The organism is Sphingomonas hankookensis (genome assembly GCF_028551275.1).
Lineage (GTDB): Bacteria > Pseudomonadota > Alphaproteobacteria > Sphingomonadales > Sphingomonadaceae > Sphingomonas > Sphingomonas hankookensis_A.
In genome coordinates this window covers 67191-82146 of record NZ_CP117026.1, presented here as the reverse complement: position 1 = coordinate 82146, position 14956 = coordinate 67191, and the positions used below count along the sequence as shown (strand labels likewise).

Sequence of the window (14956 nt, the reverse complement as noted above, 5' to 3'; positions counted from 1 at the left end):
GTTGCCGGTTGCGCCGCCCCCACGCGGGCCGCAGCGAGGGGTGGGACGATGATAAGTCTCGTCGGTTGGCTCGCCACGATCGCGACGATGATCGCGGCGATGATGACGGCTTCCAACCTGGGCGCGCGCGTGACGGGCTGGGGCTTCGTGGTGTTCAGCATCAGCTCGGTTTGCTGGACCACATTGGGCTACGCCACAGGACAGACAGCCTTGGTTGCCACCAATGGATTCCTGATGCTGACGAACCTCGTCGGTATCTGGCGATGGTTGGGGCAGCAGACCAAATATGAGGATGGCGGCCGATCGGCCGAAACAGCCAGCCAAAGATCCGATACGCCGAACCTGTTCACCGCGACCGGCCTGATCGGCATGGCGGTTGATGACAAGAGCGGGATGAATCTGGGCCGGGTTGTCGAGGCCCTGATCGAATGTTCGACCGGCAGGATAAACTATGTGGTGATCTCGGACGAGCGATATGCCGGTCTTGAAGAGACATTGCGAGCGGTGCCGCTCGAATCCCTCAGGATCGGCTACACGCGCATGACGCTGTTGCTGGACGGCCCGAGCTTCCTGTCACAGCCCGGCCTCAAAAGTCGTGACTGGCCCGCCTTCGCTCCGATCAATCCCTAGCAAGCGATCGCTCAAACCAATTGGAGCGCGCGATCATGATCTTGACCGGGGCCAAGAAAGCGCAGGATCAGGATACGGTGGGCTTCTGGCCGGTAGAGGATGCCATAGCGGCGATAGGAACGGCGACGGATACCGTAGCGCTCATAGCGAGGCACCAGAGGATAGCCCTGGGGCAGATCGGCAAGGCGACGGGCCGCCTCACGCAATTCCTCGACAAAGCTGATGGCTCTCGCGGGATTGTCCTTTTCGATATGTTCGGCGATGTGATCGAGGTCGGCCAGCGCATCCGGCGTCAGGATGACTTTCATTGCGGCTGAGCGCTTGCCCGTGTCCGAATCCTGTCGATGATAGCATCGCAGGCGTCGTCGAGGTCGTGGGTGCGCCCCGCCTCCGCATCGGCAAGGCCGCGTTCGATCGAGGCGTCAAGATCATGCAGCCACCGTTCGACATCCTGCGTCTCACCCTGATCGCGCCGAATGAGATCGCGAACATAATCACTCACGCTGGCATAATGCCCGCTGTCGATGCGGCGCTGGACGTAATCCCGCATGGGGTCTGGAAGGGAGACGTTCATCGAAGCCATAAATCACCTCACTACCATTATGGCAAAAACTGCCATTGGTTTCAAGGCGCCTGCCTCTCTTGTGCAGCCGTTCCCCCTTCGGGTCATCCCACCGGCGAGGGCAAGATCACATAACGCTAAGCGACCTTTGCCTCGCCCACCATAACAATATGTTGGAAAAGCTTGCTGGTGCGTTCCCCGGCAGGGGCGGCCATGGCGGCGGCGATCGCGGCTTGGTTCAAGCGGTGGTGGGTCGGGGCCGTGCCGCCGCCTCCGGATTGCGGCCCAGGACCATGAGCAGGCGGGGCCGAGCCAGGGGCGCCATTATCATCCGCCTCGGCCGCGGCGATCACCCGCAGGCTGTTTATCGGTGCGGTGGGGTCGGGTCGAATGTTCGGCATTTGCGGTGCGGGGATCTTGGTCAGTGCGACCATGGCCTTCTCCGTATAATAGCGGATTTTCTTGCCATAGACGGGCGGGATGCCGAGGCGCAGGACGATCATGTCCTTGAGCTGCCCCCTTCTGAGTGGTCCATCGACTATGACAGTCTGGACCAAGGAAGGGACGACGAATGCCTGCGAAGAAGCACAAGCCCGAAGAGATCATCGGGAAGCTGCGTGAGGTTGAGATCATGCTGGGTCAGGGCGGCACGACCGCTGAGGCTTGCCGGCGGATCGCAGTCAGCGAGCAGACCTACTATCGCTGGCGCAAGGAATATGGGGGCCTGAAGACGGATCAGGCTCGGCGAATGAAGGATCTTGAGAAGGAGAATGCCCGGTTGCGGCGCGCGATCTCGGACCTGACGCTGGACAAGCTCATCTTGCAGGAGGCGGCAAAGGGAAACTTCTGAGCCCCGCACGGCGCCGACGCTGCGTCGATCAGGTGCGGGCTGTGCTGGATGTGTCCGAGCGGCGTGTGTGCCGCGTGCTCGGCCAGCACCGGTCTACGCAGCGCAAGGAACCGTGCGGGGCAGATGACGAGCAATTGCTGACCGAGGATATCATTGCCTTGGCCAGACAGTACGGGCGCTACGGCTATCGGCGGGTGACCGCGCTGCTGCATGCGGCGGGTTGGTCAGTGAACCACAAGCGGGTGGAACGTATCTGGCGACGCGAAGGGCTGAAAGTCCCGCAGAAACAACCCAAGCGCGGGCGGCTGTGGCTGAACGACGGTTCGTGCATCCGGCTGCGACCACAATATCCAGGGCATGTCTGGGCCTATGATTTCGTCGAAGGGCGCACCCATGATGGGCGCAAGTTCCGCATTCTGACCATCATCGACGAGGCCAGCAGGGAATGTCTGGCGCTGGTGGTCGCGCGTCGGCTCAACCATGAGGATGTGCTGGCGGCACTCGCCGAGCTGTTCATCGAGCGCGGTCCACCAGCCCATATCAGGTCCGATAACGTCCTATGTCGGGAAGCAGCGGCGGGTTTCGGCCAGCAGATATCCATGCGCCGACATCTATCGGCGCGGCATGCAATCTGAGCCAGATGGCTCCCACCGTCAACGGGATCGCTCCCTGCCATAGCAAACATAGGATCCAGCGGCGCCGGGGCGGCCGTGGTCCTCACCATCCTTAAAACGAGATACGCACCCAGGTGGAAGGCCCGAACATTATCTACAGGGTCGCTCGACGAGCGCCCTCACGGCACTTGCAGAGAGGGGTCCTTCCACCTGGCATCCGACCGTTCGAGAAACGGCCGGTACTCTGTCCCCGTCTTGACGACGGCGTGAGCCACGCGCGCCATCTTGGCGGTGAGCGCCGTCATCGCCTTGCGGCGACGGTCGGCATCGTCCGCGTGCCCAGCGGTGTACCGTCCGAGCTTGTCGCGGAAGCTGTTGTCGCGCTGACGCGCGGCGACCTGGGCAGCCATCCAGAAGGTGCGGCGCAGCCGCGCGTTACCATACTTAGACAGCTTGGTGCGGCCACGAAACGTGCCCGACTGACACGTTGCGAGATCGAGACCGCAGAACTTCAGGAACTGTCGATGATGGTTAAAGCGACGTAGATCACCGGCCTCGGCCAGGATGGTCAGCGCGTTGATCGGACCAATGCCCGGAATGTTGCGCAGCAGCTGGTAGTCGACGTCATCGGTGAGCCGCGCATGGGCCAGCCGCTCGATCTCGTCGCGCTGGTGGATGAGGCTGCGGCCCTGCGCGATGACCATGCGGAACATGGTGATGGCGGCTGAGTCCTCCGGCACCGGCAGTGCCGTCGAGGCGGACGCCGTCTCGTAGATGTCGTTGATGAGGCGTGCCTTGGAGACCTTGCGGCCGATGAGCGGCCACGCCGCGGCCGAGAACGCCTCGCGGTCCAGCGCCGTGATGGTGGCCGGTGTCGGAAACTGCTCGATGAGCGCGAGGAACCAGTCGGACCGGCTGTTGCCTGCGAAGCGGGCAATCTCGGGGAAGTACAGCGGCAGGTAGTGGGTCAGGATCCGGTGCCAAGTCTGCGTCTTCATCCTGGAGATCGTCTCGTGGGTCTTCGAGAGTTCCTGCAGGTCATTGATGCCCGCAGCAAGCGGGTCGACGTAGCGCTGCGTCGCGCCGATCCGCAGCATGTGCAGGATGACCTGCGCGTCCTTGGGGTCGTTCTTGTCCCAGCCGTTGTGCAGCGCCTCGCGCGTTCGGGCGAGCGCGACCGACGATATGAGGCGCAGCTCGAACCCCGCCGTCAGCAGCCGATGTGCCAGCGTGCGATGGTAGTTGCCCGTCGCCTCGAAGCCGACGACGATGGGGCGGCCGATGGCCGCGAGTTGCTCGGCAAAGCCGTCATAGTCCTTCCTGGTCGCCATGACGGTCAGCCGCCGGCGCCGGCCGCCTTCGGGGCGCTCGATAAGGACCTCCTGCCGGTTCTTGGACATGTCGATGGCTACCAGCACGGCGCCGGCAGGCGTAGAAGTGAGCTTGGTCATGGTCGGTCGGCCTCCAAAGTGTTGTCTCGACAACCTCACTTTAGATACCTGCTGGCCGGCCATGGCTTGCCCTGATGAAGCCTGCGGCCGCTACGCGGCCTTGTCTTCATCAGGGCCATAGCGGCTCCCGAACCAGCGCTTCCCGATGTGCTACGGCAGCGAGTTCATCGCGACTGCGGTCCAGAAATGGCTCGGGAAGATCGGCGTGACGACGCTCTACATCGCACCGGGTTCGCCTTGGGAGAACGGCTATAACGAGAGCTTCAACGGCTCGCTGCGCGACGAACTGCTCAATGGCGAAATCTTCTACAGCCTTGCCGAGGCCAAGGTGCTGATCGAGGCATGGCGGCGCCACTACAACACCGTCCGGCCACACAGCAGCCTGGGCTACCGCCCGCCAGCCCCGGAAGCGGCCGCACCGCCATTGCCGATCTCCGGTTCCGCTTCGCTCCACCTCCGACCGGCAATGGCGGTAGAGACGACGATGCACTAACTATCAACCCGGACCACCCGGTGGGGGCTGCTCAGAGCACCGCCCGTTCGGCTGCCCATGCCTGGGCGACCGTCAGTTCCTTCCGCTCGGGATGCCGGTGCATGTCGGCCCAGCGCCGACACTCGGCCTCCAGCCAACCGTTCAGCTCCTCGAGGCTGGTAAATCGCAGGCGTGGCTGGAAGAAGCGGCCGCGCGCGGTCTGTACCTGGTTCTCGACCTGACCCTTCTCCCAGCCCGACGCCGGTGAGCAGGCGGTCGGCTCGACCATGTAATGGTTGGCCATGACCAGGAAGCGCCGGTTGAAGACCCGCTCCTTGCCCGTGAACACGCTCGTCACCGCCGTCTTCATGTTGTCGTAGATGCCGCGCGTCGGCACGCCTCCGAAGAAGGCGGCGTGAACACGCTCTACATCACGCCAGGCTCGCCATGGGAGAACGGCTACAACGAGAGCTTCAATGGCTCGCTGCGTGACGAGCTGCTTAACGGAGAGATCTTCTACAGCCTCGCCGAGGCCAGAGTGCTGATCGAGGCGTGGCGGCGCCACTACAACACCATCCGGCCACATAGCAGCCTGGGCTATCGCCCACCCGCACCAGAAGCGGCGACGCCGCCATTGCCGGCCTCCGGTTCCGCTTCGCTCCACCTGCGCCCGGCAATGGCGGCGGAGACGACAATGCACTAACTATCTACCCGGACCACCCGGTGGGGGCTGCTCACGAAGGCTATTGCGACGCACTCTCAAATCACCTATTGCGTTGGTGAGAGAGATTCGCAAAAGGGTCAACGGTGAGAAATCTTGGTATTGGAACTGCACTCGGCTTCGGGCTGCTCACCGTCCCGGCAATGGCTCAAGACCAGTTCCTGCCGGGCCCCGGCAGCACCTCGCAAACGATCATCGTGACCGGCGTCCGCGACGGCTATCAGATCGATGCGACCAGCACCGCCACGCGCACACCGACCGAGCTCAACGATGTCCCCCAAGCGGTATCGATCATCACGGAAACGCAGATCGACGACCAGGCGATGCGCTCTATTGCCGATGTACTACGCTATGTCCCCGGCGCCGTAATCTCTCAAGGTGAGGGACACCGCGATCAGATCATCCTGCGCGGGAACAGCAGCACCGCGGACTTCTTCGTCGATGGCTTGCGTGACGACGTGCAATATTATCGCGGCCTCTACAATGCAGAGAGGATCGAGGTTTTGAAAGGTCCCAACGCGATGATCTTCGGGCGCGGCGGCGGCGGGGGCGTGATCAACCGCGTCACCAAGCGCCCTGTCGCCAACGCCTTCATCAGCGGCAGCGGTTCGGCGGACACATATGGCGCATGGTATGTCGACGCCGACATCAGTCAGCCACTCAGCGAGTCCGTCTCCACCCGGATGAACGCCGTTTACGAGGAGTTCCGAAACAATCGCGACTTCTATGACGGGCGCCGGGTTGCGATCAACCCGACCGTCGCGCTCTCGCTCGGCGGTGCGACTCGGATCGATCTGGGCTTCGAATATAACAGCGACAAGCGAACGATCGACCGAGGCGTCCCCTCGGCCGTCCAGGGCTCGCTCACGAGCCCATCACGTCCGCTTACCGGCGTCCGCGACACCTTCTTCGGTGTGCCGGGGTTCAACGTCAGCGATTTCGAGGCCAAGGTCCTAAATGGCCGCGTTGAGCACCGCTTCAGCGACAATCTGACCCTGACCAGCCGGATCCTGTACGGTGATTATGACAAGCTCTATCGGAACGCCTTTGCGGTAACCCCGGTCACGCCGCGCGGCGGCGTCCGCAGCGTCGGCCTCGAAGCGTATAGCGATCCCACGACGCGCACGAACCTGCTCAACCAGAACGACCTTGTGTGGACCGTCACCACCGGCCCCGTTCGCCACGTGCTGCTCGCCGGCTTCGAAGTTAGCGACCAGCGCACGCGCAACCAGCGGATCAACGGCTTTTTCGGGGGTGGCGATATCGTCAATGGGGGGCGGCGCGTCTTTGTCGGGTTGGCCGACCCGATCACGGTGCCGCCGGTTACGCTGCGCACCGCCGCCAACACCGGCTACCGGTCGGTCCGCACGAACGCCGACGTCACTGCCTTCTACGTGCAGGACCAGATCTCGATCGGCGACCATGTCGATGTCATCGGCGGCGTTCGCCGCGACCGCTTCACGCTCAACGTCGACGACCTGGTTGCCGCACAGAGCTATAGCCGCACGGACACCCTGTGGTCTCCCCGAGTGGGCGTGGTGCTCAAGCCGGTGCAACCTGTCTCGATATACGCCAGCTATAGCCGGTCCTTCCTGCCGCAGTCGGGGGATCAATTCTCATCACTCGATATCACTAGCGCCGCGCTGGAACCGGAAAGGTTCGACAACTACGAGCTTGGCCTCAAGTGGGATATCCTGCCCACGCTGAACCTGACGGCCGCCATCTACCAGCTCGACCGCACCAACACCCGCGCGGCCGACCCCAACGACGCCGCGCGGACGGTGCTGACGGGTGCTCAGCGCAGTAAGGGGTTCGAACTCGGCCTTAGCGGTGCGATCACAGCACAGTGGCAGATCAGCGCGGGCTATGCGCTGCAGGACGCGACAATTCGCAAAACGACGAGTGTCGCCCCGGCCGGGCGCGAGGTTCCGCTGGTTCCCAAACAGCAGGCTTCGCTGTGGACCCGCTACGACCTCACCCCTCGCCTTGGGGCCGGGGTCGGGGTCTATCACCAGTCGAAGAGCTTCACCTCCATCAGCAATACCGCCATCCTACCCGCCTTCACGCGCGTCGATGCCGCAGCATTCTTCAAGCTCACCCCCCAGATCGAGGCGCAAATCAACGTCGAGAATCTGCTTAACAGCGATTATTTCTCGTCCGCCTACAACGACAACAACATCATGCCCGGCGCGCCGACGACGGTGCGCGCGACGGTTAGAATGAGGTTATAACGGCCAACTTGGTCGGTTGCGAGCATATGAACCTTGCAAAAGTCGGTGAGACGCCGCTGGCCGGTTTAGAAACCAGTCTTCGCCGATGGATCACAGGACTGGCGCATGAACTCCAGGGCATCACCGACGCGGCGCACCGCGTCGTTGTCCCCGACGAATATATCGAGACCCTCGTAGGGCTGCGCGCCCCCTTTGATCTCCACCGACGCCTGGGGCGCGTTGGCCGAGTAAAGCGGTCGGATCGCAACCACCTGATCGAGTTTCACGCTGAGGGCGCTTTTGTCGGCGAGCGTGAGCGTAACGAGGCAACCACCTTTCACTCCTACGCTCGTGATCCTGCTGCTCCGCACGAAACCCGGCCAAGGCTTTGCGACGGCTGTGCCGCGGGTCAGCATGTCCTGGATGAATTTCGAAGCACCCGCCACGGTTCGTGGCGCGGCAGGCACCGCTTGCTGAGCCGCCACGGGCGCGGCGCTGCCGAGCGAAAGTGCGCAGATCAATAGGTGAGGACGAAGGAGCATCAGTGAACTGTAGCCGACCCTAGTCTTGCGTGGCGATAGGGAAAGGCGGTGCGGGCGCCCGATGCCGGGCAGGAAACAACGGCACGCCACCCCTGTGATGGCCGTAGCCGTAATCACCTACGTCGAGCTGAAGAAGGCAATTCGCATAGCTCTCCGTTCCAGGCTGGAAGCCATAACTCGCACACGCCGCCCGATGGCGAGCGGCCATTTCTCGCGGACTGACACAGCCAGAAAGCACGAGCGACGTCGAGATGGCGAGAAGCTTGAAAGCGTCACGCACCATTGTCCTGGTCCAAACACGGGCGGAACCCAAAGGGAAGAGCGCCGCCCTAGGCGCAGAATGAACCAGTCCGCAACAAAAGCCAAATGCCATTGTGGCCGGGACTCGCGATGGGAAAGCGGTCGACAACAACGTCACATTAACCTTCTTCCTTCACGGTGGAAGCCGGACCAACCCCGACGCGAGCATAGATGTCGCTTTTCCTCGATCAGACGTTTGCGAGCACCGGGTTAGCTGCGATCCTATTCGGCATCGTCGGCCTCGGCTGCGTGGTGAGCTGGCCGCTCCTACCCTCGCGCCGGGGAGCGCTCATGGTGCAAGGCACCGGCGCGTGCGCCTTCGCGCTGCACTTCGCGCTGATCGGCGCGCCTACCGCTTCGGCCGCATGCGTTCTTTCCCTGATGCAGCTCACCGTCGCGCTGGTGGTTCGTGACCGGGTTGCCAAGCTCGCGCTCGACGGCGCGACGTTGCTCGCGCTGCTATTGCTTACCGTGGCGACCTGGCATGGGCTCCTATCCGGCCTTGCCGCTTGCGGCGGGGCTGCTTCCTTCATGGCACGGACCCAGCGATCAACGACGCGGATGAAGATGGTCTTTCTCGTGGCCGCCCCCTTCTGGCTGGCCCACAATCTTCTCATTGGCGCACCGTTCGCCTTGGCCGTTGATCTTGTATCTGTCGCAGGCAATCTGCTTGGGCTTTTTGCCTTTTGGAAGCGGAAACAGCGTGGAGCGGACGGGCCACGCAGCCTAAGCTGTCCGACGCAGCTTTCCCCACGTCACGCTTTCCGCTCTGGTCACCTATCCCTCGGCAAACTCGCGATTCCAAAGCGCGCGCGCGCGTTACAGGGAGCCCAAGTCTTCACATGACACAGGCGATATACGCGCCCCCACTCCCGCCGGCGCGTTCGATAGCTCAAGTAGGCGGAAAGCGGAGTTGGAGCGAGCCACGCCCGGCGAACCTTGCCGACGCTAAAGCTTTGGTACGCTTGAAGATCGCCCTCGCTCGCGAAGCGGAACATATGATCTTCGATGTCCGAGATCGAGGGGAACTCCTGCGCCGCACAACTGTGGAGCTGAGCGCCGCCGTAGCCGGCGAACGAGGCATCTTCGTCCTGCAACGCATAGGCGACCTCGTCGGCTACATAGATGTGCGGAGCGTGTGCATCGAAGGCGCTGCCGAATTTGCCTCGTTTAATCTGGCTATCCGGACACGGTGGCAGGGACGTGGGCTCGGAACAAGTCTGGTGAAATCCGCCGAGGAATGGGTACGTCGCCGCAGGATACCTTTCCTGATCTTCCACGTTGCTGTTCGCAACGACCGGGCGTTCGCACTCTACCAACGGCTTGGCTATACCGTGTGCGGAGATGTGGTGGCGGCCAACAAAGAATCGGGCGCTACACGTAGCGGCGTGTGCTCGCAAACAGCCTGATTTCCTGCTCACGCTTTCTGCCACTGGCGGGGAGCGTCCTGCTCGAATTATCTGCCAGTGTGCTCGCCATCACCGGCGCTGCTTGCAAACGGGGCGTTGTGCTCACGCTCCGTGCCAATGGGCTCTCCAAACCCGTAGCCGGCAAGCGCTTTTGCGAAGCAGGTTTCCAGAACAGTTCTGACAAGCGGCGGGCCGCAGAAATGCGTTGTCGTCATGGCCCGCCCGCGAGGTCGTCAGAAAGGAAGGTTTTCGCGAACAGGGCCAGCGCATAATAGGCGATGACACCACGCAAGCGGAAAGGGTGCGATGACCAAAACCGAAATGCTGGAGACGATGAAACGCCTCGACGCCCATGCGAATGCCCTGCTGCTGATCGGTGCTTCCGATATCGATCTGCTCGGCGGCATGTTCGACGTGATGCCGGACTTCAAGGCGCTGCTCGATGCCGGATACGGCGAAGAGATCGAGAGAAACGCCGGTCGCTTCCCCGGCCTGCACCGCTACGCCGTCATGCTCTCAAATATCGCCGAAGGGATCGCGGACGGCTCCATCCGGGTGCCACGCTGACGCCACTCCCGCTGGCAGATAATGTGAGCAGGCGACCATGACTGCGAGCAGCGCCGGATGATGGCGAGCACATTGGCAATTAGCGTGAGCAGACTGCTCCGCCCATTGTCAGATAATCCGAGCAGAAAATCGCTCCGTTTGCGAGCACACGCCGCTACGATTGCAAGCGCCTACATGCATCCATAATCGCTCCCGCGACCGGCACGATGCTGCCGCCAAATCGTTGATGGCCTGACGGAAATTCGAGGGAGAACATCGAATGCGTAGCCTGGTTGCTGTGTTCACGGTCGGGATATTCGCGATCGCGACCCCTGCCGGCGCGCAGGACATGCCCGGCGCAGTCGATCTGGGCGCGCAAGCGCGCACCCAGGTTCAGTCAGCGACTGCTCGTGGCTATGCCGAACGGGGCGGGGCGGCGACCGCGCGAGGTCCGAACGGGGTGCCACTGTCCGCTCGCGCGAAAAGCTATTGCGACAGCTATTCCGCACGGTTGCGCCAGTACGGCGCGAAGGATGGGCGAGTGATGAAGCTGGCAGCGGCCTGCCGGCAGGCAGGCTATCGCTATTGATCTCACCGCGCGATCGGCACCTGATCGATCCGCGTGGTCCAGGACGGGCTCTTGAAAGCACGCTTGGTGTCGTAGCTCTTCTGGCCAAAGCCCTCGGAGGCAAGCCGCATCGTGTTGCGGCCGAACCGCCCGTTGAGCCCGTCGATCGCGGCGAGCAGGGCAGGGGATCGCGGATCGGGCACCGCGAACAGGTCGGCCTGGTGCGCGGTCATCGGCTCCAGCCCCTCGAGCATGACGCCGCACTTGGTGTAGACGCCGCCAGTTTCGTACATGACATCCGCCATGCGGCCCGCCATACCGCCGATCACGCGCGGATCATTGGTCGCCGGCGACAGCCGCGCTATGCGCGAGGCGGACGGCGCGTTGGGCTTGAACCGGCTTCCGTGGGCAAAGGCGATCAGGCGGGTGGCAGCGAGATCCTGCGCGCGGATCTTCTCGGCCGCGCGGACCGCGCGGCGCACCATCGCCTCGCGCAGCGCCGCGACCTCGCGCACCGGCTCACCGAAGCAGCGGGTCACCGCGGTCGCCTTGGACGGGGGCGGCTCCGGCTCGAAATCGGTGCATTCGACGCCGTTCAGCTCGCGCACGAGCCGCTCCAGCACCACCGTCCCCACGTCGCGCGCGACCTCCGGGGGGAGGGCGGCAAGATCGGCCGTCGTCCTGACGCCGAGCGGTCGCAGCCGCTCGGTCATCGCTCGCGCGATGCCCCAGACCTCCTCGACCGGCCATTGCGCGAACAGGCGCCGCCGCAGCTCGATGTCGTGCAGGTCGACCACGCCCTTCCAGACCTTCTCCGACGCCTTAGCGAGGGCGTTGGCAACCTTGCTCAGCGTCCGGGTCGGGCCAAGCCCGATGCGGATCGGCAGGCCCGTCGCACGCTTGACGGCCGCGATCACGCGGTGCGCGGCCGCCACGTCGCCCAGGCCGTTCGGGAGCACCGGCAGGCGAAAGAACGATTCGTCGATCGAGTACACCTCGACCGTGCAACTGTGCTCGGCGAGGACCTGATTGAAGCGACGATTCATGTCGGCATACAATTCGTAGGAACTGCTGCGGTATTGGATGCCATGCTCGCGGACGATATCACGAATCTTGAACATCGGCGCACCCATCTTGATGTGCAGCGCCTTGGCCTCCTCGGAGCGCGCGATGGCGCAGCCGTCCCCGTTACTCAGCACGATGAGCGGTTTATCGCGCAGCGACGGGTCGAATACCCTCTCCGACGAGCAATAGAAGTTGGAGACGTCAGCGATCGCCCACATGGCGGTCAGCCCTGCAGGTTGCGCACGGAGGCGCGGACGACGCCCCACACTTCGACACTCTCATCCGCGATCACCGCGTCGTAGCGCATCCGCGCGTTGCGGGCCTCGAGGACCGGCTTGCCGTCGCGCCAGACCAACTGGCGGATCACGAAGCCCCCGTCGACCACGGCGATGACGATGCGGCCGCTAACCGGCGTGGCGTCGCGATCGACCACCACCACGTCGTCATCATAGATTCCAGCGTCGATCATGGACTGTCCGCTGACCCGGAACACGAAGCTGGCGGCGCGGTCGAGGCGCAGCAGCGCCACGAGATCGATCGCGGTTTCCTCCCAGTCCTGGGCAGGCGAGGGGAAGCCAGCGCCGGCCGCGCTCACCACCCTCAGGCGAAACGCTGGCGGCAGATCGGCGATCGGCATCGGTTGGGACAGGGGAATCACACACGCGGACATGCGCGCATGATATGCTGGATAAGAACATGAAGGGAACGAGATTTTCCTTTTGTTCTCATTTCGCATGACTCATAGAGTCATGGATGCCGATCCGCCCCGAAAACCGCTGGCTGTACCCGATCGACTGGCCGCTGCTGTCGGACCAGATCCGGTTCGTGCGGGCAGGAGGGCGCTGCGAACGCTGCCGGCGACCGCATCTTCGGCACGTCGCGCATCTGGGCGATGGGCGCTGGTGGGATAGCGAAGCGCGATGCTGGCGATCGGGAGAGGGGCGACGGGTGAAGGTCGGCGACCTCTTCGCGCTCGACGTCGTGCGGATCACCTATGTCGTGCTGGCCTGCGCGCATCTGGATCATGATCCTGGCAATAGCGCGCCGCGCAATCTCGCCGCGCTATGCCAGCGATGTCACATGCTCCACGATGCCGAGGAGCATCGCTGGCAACGCTGGTGGAATGCGTTTCGGCTGCGCGCGCTGCAGGATCTTTACGAAGATCCGCGACACGCTCGCGCGCGAGAACGACGGCGCGGCTAACTCGCGACTGACTGGCAAGCCTTAGCTGCGAAAAAGCCACGTCAGTCTCTGCAAGAACGATGCCGGAAATCTGCTAAGCCATTGATTTAACATAAGATATATTATCGAACAAAACAGGTGTAGGCGCTAAGTAGAAATGACACTGCTCCGCTAGATAGAAAAGGCACACAGTGCCAGCGGGTCGCCGGTGTCATGGCCATCCTCGGCAGCGAGGATGTGCGAACGATGACGGTGCTGACGATGAGTACTGCCGAGGTGAGCCGGTTCGACACGCTGATGCGGCTCGACCGCGGTGAGATCCGGGTTGCAGACGCGATGGCGCTACTGAGCCTTGAGCGTCGACAGATCTACCGGTTGCTGGAGCGAGTTCGGCAGGACGGCGCAGCCGGGCTGATCTCGCGCAAGCGTGGCCGTCCGAGCAACCGGCGTTACGGCGATGCCTTTCGTGACCAGGTCGTCAGCCTCGTGCGCGAGCAGTATAACGGGTTCGGGCCCACGCTGGCGCGCGAGTATCTGGCCGAGCGGCACGGCATCCGGGTGTCGTGCGAGACGCTGCGGCAGATGATGATGGCAGCGGGGCTGTGGAAGGACCGCGCAGCGCGTCGCCCTCGCCCGCACCAGCCGCGTTACCGGCGGGACTGCCGCGGCGAGCTGATCCAGGTCGACGGGTCCAAACACTGGTGGTTCGAGGACCGGGGCCCGCAATGCACGCTGCTGGTCTATATCGACGATGCGACCAGCGAATTGATGCACCTGGAGATGGTAGAGAGCGAGAGCACCTTCGCCTACATGCGGGCCACGCGGACGTATATCGAGCGCCACGGAAAGCCGGTCGCCTTGTACTCCGACAAGCACAGCGCGTTTCGCAACAACACCGCTTCGGCGAACGGTGACGGCATGACCCATCTCGGGCGGGCGCTGCATGCGCTCAACATCGAGATCATCTGCGCCAACTCGCCGCAGGCCAAGGGGCGTGTCGAGCGGGCGAACGGCACGTTGCAGGACCGGCTGGTCAAGGCGATGCGACTGGAGGGCATCTCCACCATCGAGGAGGCCAATGCCTTTCTCCCCGCCTACATGGCCCGGCACAACCGGCAGTTCGCCAGGACGCCGTTCGACCCGCGCGATCTCCACCGCCCGCTGGCGCCGCACGAGAACATCGAGGCAGAGATGGTCTGGCGCGAGCAGCGCACGGTGACCGCGGCGCTGACGCTGCACTACAACAAGGCGCTGTTCATCCTGGAGCCGAACCGGGTCAGCCAGGCACTGGCGCGCAAGCGGGTAGATGTCTGCGAGTTCCCTGACGGGCGGATCGAGATCCGACACGACGGGCAGGCCTTGCCCTATCGCGTGTTCGACAAGATGCAGCGGGTGAACCAGGCAGCGGTGGTCGACAACAAGCATCTCGACGCGGCGCTGGCGATGGCGCGGCTCCTGCAGGAAACGGCACCACACCACCGCAAGCGGAACAACAACGAGCCGGCGCGGACCGCCCAGACTGGCGGTATGTTCGCCGCCTCGGCTGCTCCGACTGCATCGAAGGTGGATCGCCGCACGCTCTGCACGCCCAAGCTGAAGCGTGGACCGCGCCTTCCCAACACGGAACTCGTCGCGCGTGGACTGGCCGAATACGCGGGCCGAGATCGGAACACGCCGCCTCAGGAACCTGCCTCACTGCCTGCTGTTCTAGCGTGACCGGGCCCGCTGCTGGCGCAGCGGGTCCGTAGCCCTCTCAGAACTCACCGCATCAGCGGGGTCAGCGCTGCGCTTGTGGATGGCTCCACGCTGCCCCCGCTGCTACCAACGGTGTGTC

General features: G+C 63.5%; 14 protein-coding genes and 5 pseudogenes. 11 read left to right on the top strand and 8 right to left on the bottom strand.

The annotated features are described in order from the left end of the window. Positions 1 to 48 precede the first annotated feature (48 nt). Positions 49 to 630: a PRC-barrel domain-containing protein gene (locus PPZ50_RS17370; protein WP_062127261.1), complete on the top strand. Its 582-nt coding sequence runs from the start codon at positions 49 to 51 to the stop codon at positions 628 to 630. A gap of 11 nt (positions 631 to 641) precedes the next feature. On the opposite strand, the gene PPZ50_RS17365 is transcribed toward PPZ50_RS17370, so the two are convergent. The 3 genes from PPZ50_RS17365 to PPZ50_RS17355 form a co-directional block, all read right to left on the bottom strand. Further along, on the bottom strand, positions 642 to 938 hold the full coding sequence (locus tag PPZ50_RS17365) for a type II toxin-antitoxin system RelE/ParE family toxin (protein ID WP_021233331.1): 297 nt from the start codon (positions 936 to 938) through the stop codon (positions 642 to 644). Further along, positions 935 to 1213, bottom strand: a complete 279-nt coding sequence (locus PPZ50_RS17360; protein ID WP_021233332.1) for a type II toxin-antitoxin system ParD family antitoxin — start codon at positions 1211 to 1213, stop codon at positions 935 to 937. Before PPZ50_RS17360 ends, PPZ50_RS17365 begins: the two co-directional genes overlap by 4 nt. A 116-nt stretch (positions 1214 to 1329) precedes the next feature. Further along, on the bottom strand, positions 1330 to 1695 hold the full coding sequence (locus tag PPZ50_RS17355) for a hypothetical protein (protein ID WP_198356474.1): 366 nt from the start codon (positions 1693 to 1695) through the stop codon (positions 1330 to 1332). 68 nt (positions 1696 to 1763) lie between these two features. Here PPZ50_RS17355 and PPZ50_RS17350 point away from each other — a divergent pair. Then, a pseudogene (locus PPZ50_RS17350) lies at positions 1764 to 2596 on the top strand (IS3 family transposase); the annotation flags it as partial. A gap of 214 nt (positions 2597 to 2810) precedes the next feature. Here PPZ50_RS17350 and PPZ50_RS17345 read toward each other — a convergent pair. After that, positions 2811 to 4107 (bottom strand): annotated as a pseudogene (locus tag PPZ50_RS17345) (IS110 family transposase). Positions 4108 to 4261: 154 nt separating this feature from the next. Between PPZ50_RS17345 and PPZ50_RS17340 the strand changes: the two are divergent. Further along, positions 4262 to 4600, top strand: a pseudogene (locus tag PPZ50_RS17340) (integrase core domain-containing protein); the annotation flags it as partial. A 34-nt stretch (positions 4601 to 4634) separates the two neighbouring features. Here PPZ50_RS17340 and PPZ50_RS17335 read toward each other — a convergent pair. Next, positions 4635 to 4991 (bottom strand): annotated as a pseudogene (locus tag PPZ50_RS17335) (IS21 family transposase); the annotation flags it as partial. Here PPZ50_RS17335 and PPZ50_RS17330 point away from each other — a divergent pair. Next, positions 4992 to 5282, top strand: a pseudogene (locus tag PPZ50_RS17330) (integrase core domain-containing protein); the annotation flags it as partial. Positions 5283 to 5386: 104 nt separating this feature from the next. After that, positions 5387 to 7531, top strand: coding sequence for a TonB-dependent receptor (locus PPZ50_RS17325; protein ID WP_037569529.1), 2145 nt, complete (start codon positions 5387 to 5389; stop codon positions 7529 to 7531). A gap of 65 nt (positions 7532 to 7596) precedes the next feature. Here PPZ50_RS17325 and PPZ50_RS17320 read toward each other — a convergent pair whose 3' ends face one another. After that, positions 7597 to 8052 carry a hypothetical protein gene (locus PPZ50_RS17320; protein ID WP_037569531.1) on the bottom strand — a complete coding sequence of 152 codons (456 nt, stop codon included), beginning with the start codon at positions 8050 to 8052 and terminating at the stop codon, positions 7597 to 7599. Between the two features lie 471 nt (positions 8053 to 8523). Between PPZ50_RS17320 and PPZ50_RS17315 the strand changes: the two genes are divergently transcribed. The 4 genes from PPZ50_RS17315 to PPZ50_RS17300 all read left to right on the top strand — a co-directional run bounded on the left by PPZ50_RS17315 (position 8524) and on the right by PPZ50_RS17300 (position 10896). Next, a complete protein-coding gene (locus PPZ50_RS17315) occupies positions 8524 to 9198 on the top strand; it encodes a YgjV family protein (RefSeq protein ID WP_082731248.1) in 675 nt (224 codons plus the stop codon). A gap of 119 nt (positions 9199 to 9317) precedes the next feature. Beyond that, on the top strand, positions 9318 to 9761 hold the full coding sequence (locus PPZ50_RS17310; RefSeq protein WP_050794213.1) for a GNAT family N-acetyltransferase: 444 nt from the start codon (positions 9318 to 9320) through the stop codon (positions 9759 to 9761). Positions 9762 to 10067: 306 nt separating this feature from the next. Beyond that, positions 10068 to 10328, top strand: a complete 261-nt coding sequence (locus tag PPZ50_RS17305) for a hypothetical protein (RefSeq protein ID WP_021320008.1) — start codon at positions 10068 to 10070, stop codon at positions 10326 to 10328. Between the two features lie 259 nt (positions 10329 to 10587). Next, complete coding sequence (locus PPZ50_RS17300) at positions 10588 to 10896, top strand: hypothetical protein (RefSeq protein WP_010409222.1); 309 nt, start codon at positions 10588 to 10590, stop codon at positions 10894 to 10896. Between the two features lie 2 nt (positions 10897 to 10898). Here PPZ50_RS17300 and PPZ50_RS17295 read toward each other — a convergent pair whose 3' ends face one another. Both PPZ50_RS17295 and PPZ50_RS17290 read right to left on the bottom strand, forming a co-directional pair. Then, positions 10899 to 12158 (bottom strand): Y-family DNA polymerase, encoded by a 1260-nt coding sequence (locus tag PPZ50_RS17295; protein ID WP_007406368.1) that lies wholly within the window; start codon positions 12156 to 12158, stop codon positions 10899 to 10901. 5 nt (positions 12159 to 12163) lie between these two features. Beyond that, positions 12164 to 12577, bottom strand: a complete 414-nt coding sequence (locus PPZ50_RS17290) for a LexA family protein (RefSeq protein WP_007406310.1) — start codon at positions 12575 to 12577, stop codon at positions 12164 to 12166. 116 nt (positions 12578 to 12693) lie between these two features. Between PPZ50_RS17290 and PPZ50_RS17285 the strand changes: the two genes are divergently transcribed. Then, positions 12694 to 13143, top strand: coding sequence for a hypothetical protein (locus PPZ50_RS17285; protein WP_007406364.1), 450 nt, complete (start codon positions 12694 to 12696; stop codon positions 13141 to 13143). 225 nt (positions 13144 to 13368) lie between these two features. Beyond that, the gene (locus tag PPZ50_RS17280) at positions 13369 to 14838 is read left to right on the top strand and encodes an ISNCY family transposase (protein ID WP_231729986.1); all 1470 of its coding nucleotides are present in this window, start codon (positions 13369 to 13371) and stop codon (positions 14836 to 14838) included. The last annotated feature ends 118 nt before the right edge of the window (positions 14839 to 14956 follow it).

Excerpts from the sequence above, each read along its gene's own strand:
- PPZ50_RS17370 (WP_062127261.1), top strand. The coding sequence starts at position 49 with ATGATAAGTCTCGTCGGTTGGCTCGCCACGATCGCGACGATGATCGCG.
- PPZ50_RS17365 (WP_021233331.1), bottom strand. The coding sequence starts at position 938 with ATGAAAGTCATCCTGACGCCGGATGCGCTGGCCGACCTCGATCACATC.
- PPZ50_RS17360 (WP_021233332.1), bottom strand. The coding sequence starts at position 1,213 with ATGGCTTCGATGAACGTCTCCCTTCCAGACCCCATGCGGGATTACGTC.
- PPZ50_RS17355 (WP_198356474.1), bottom strand. The coding sequence starts at position 1,695 with ATGATCGTCCTGCGCCTCGGCATCCCGCCCGTCTATGGCAAGAAAATC.
- PPZ50_RS17320 (WP_037569531.1), bottom strand. The coding sequence starts at position 8,052 with ATGCTCCTTCGTCCTCACCTATTGATCTGCGCACTTTCGCTCGGCAGC.
- PPZ50_RS17315 (WP_082731248.1), top strand. The coding sequence starts at position 8,524 with ATGTCGCTTTTCCTCGATCAGACGTTTGCGAGCACCGGGTTAGCTGCG.
- PPZ50_RS17305 (WP_021320008.1), top strand. The coding sequence starts at position 10,068 with ATGACCAAAACCGAAATGCTGGAGACGATGAAACGCCTCGACGCCCAT.
- PPZ50_RS17300 (WP_010409222.1), top strand. The coding sequence starts at position 10,588 with ATGCGTAGCCTGGTTGCTGTGTTCACGGTCGGGATATTCGCGATCGCG.
- PPZ50_RS17295 (WP_007406368.1), bottom strand. The coding sequence starts at position 12,158 with ATGTGGGCGATCGCTGACGTCTCCAACTTCTATTGCTCGTCGGAGAGG.
- PPZ50_RS17290 (WP_007406310.1), bottom strand. The coding sequence starts at position 12,577 with ATGCCGATCGCCGATCTGCCGCCAGCGTTTCGCCTGAGGGTGGTGAGC.
- PPZ50_RS17285 (WP_007406364.1), top strand. The coding sequence starts at position 12,694 with ATGCCGATCCGCCCCGAAAACCGCTGGCTGTACCCGATCGACTGGCCG.
- PPZ50_RS17280 (WP_231729986.1), top strand. The coding sequence starts at position 13,369 with ATGACGGTGCTGACGATGAGTACTGCCGAGGTGAGCCGGTTCGACACG.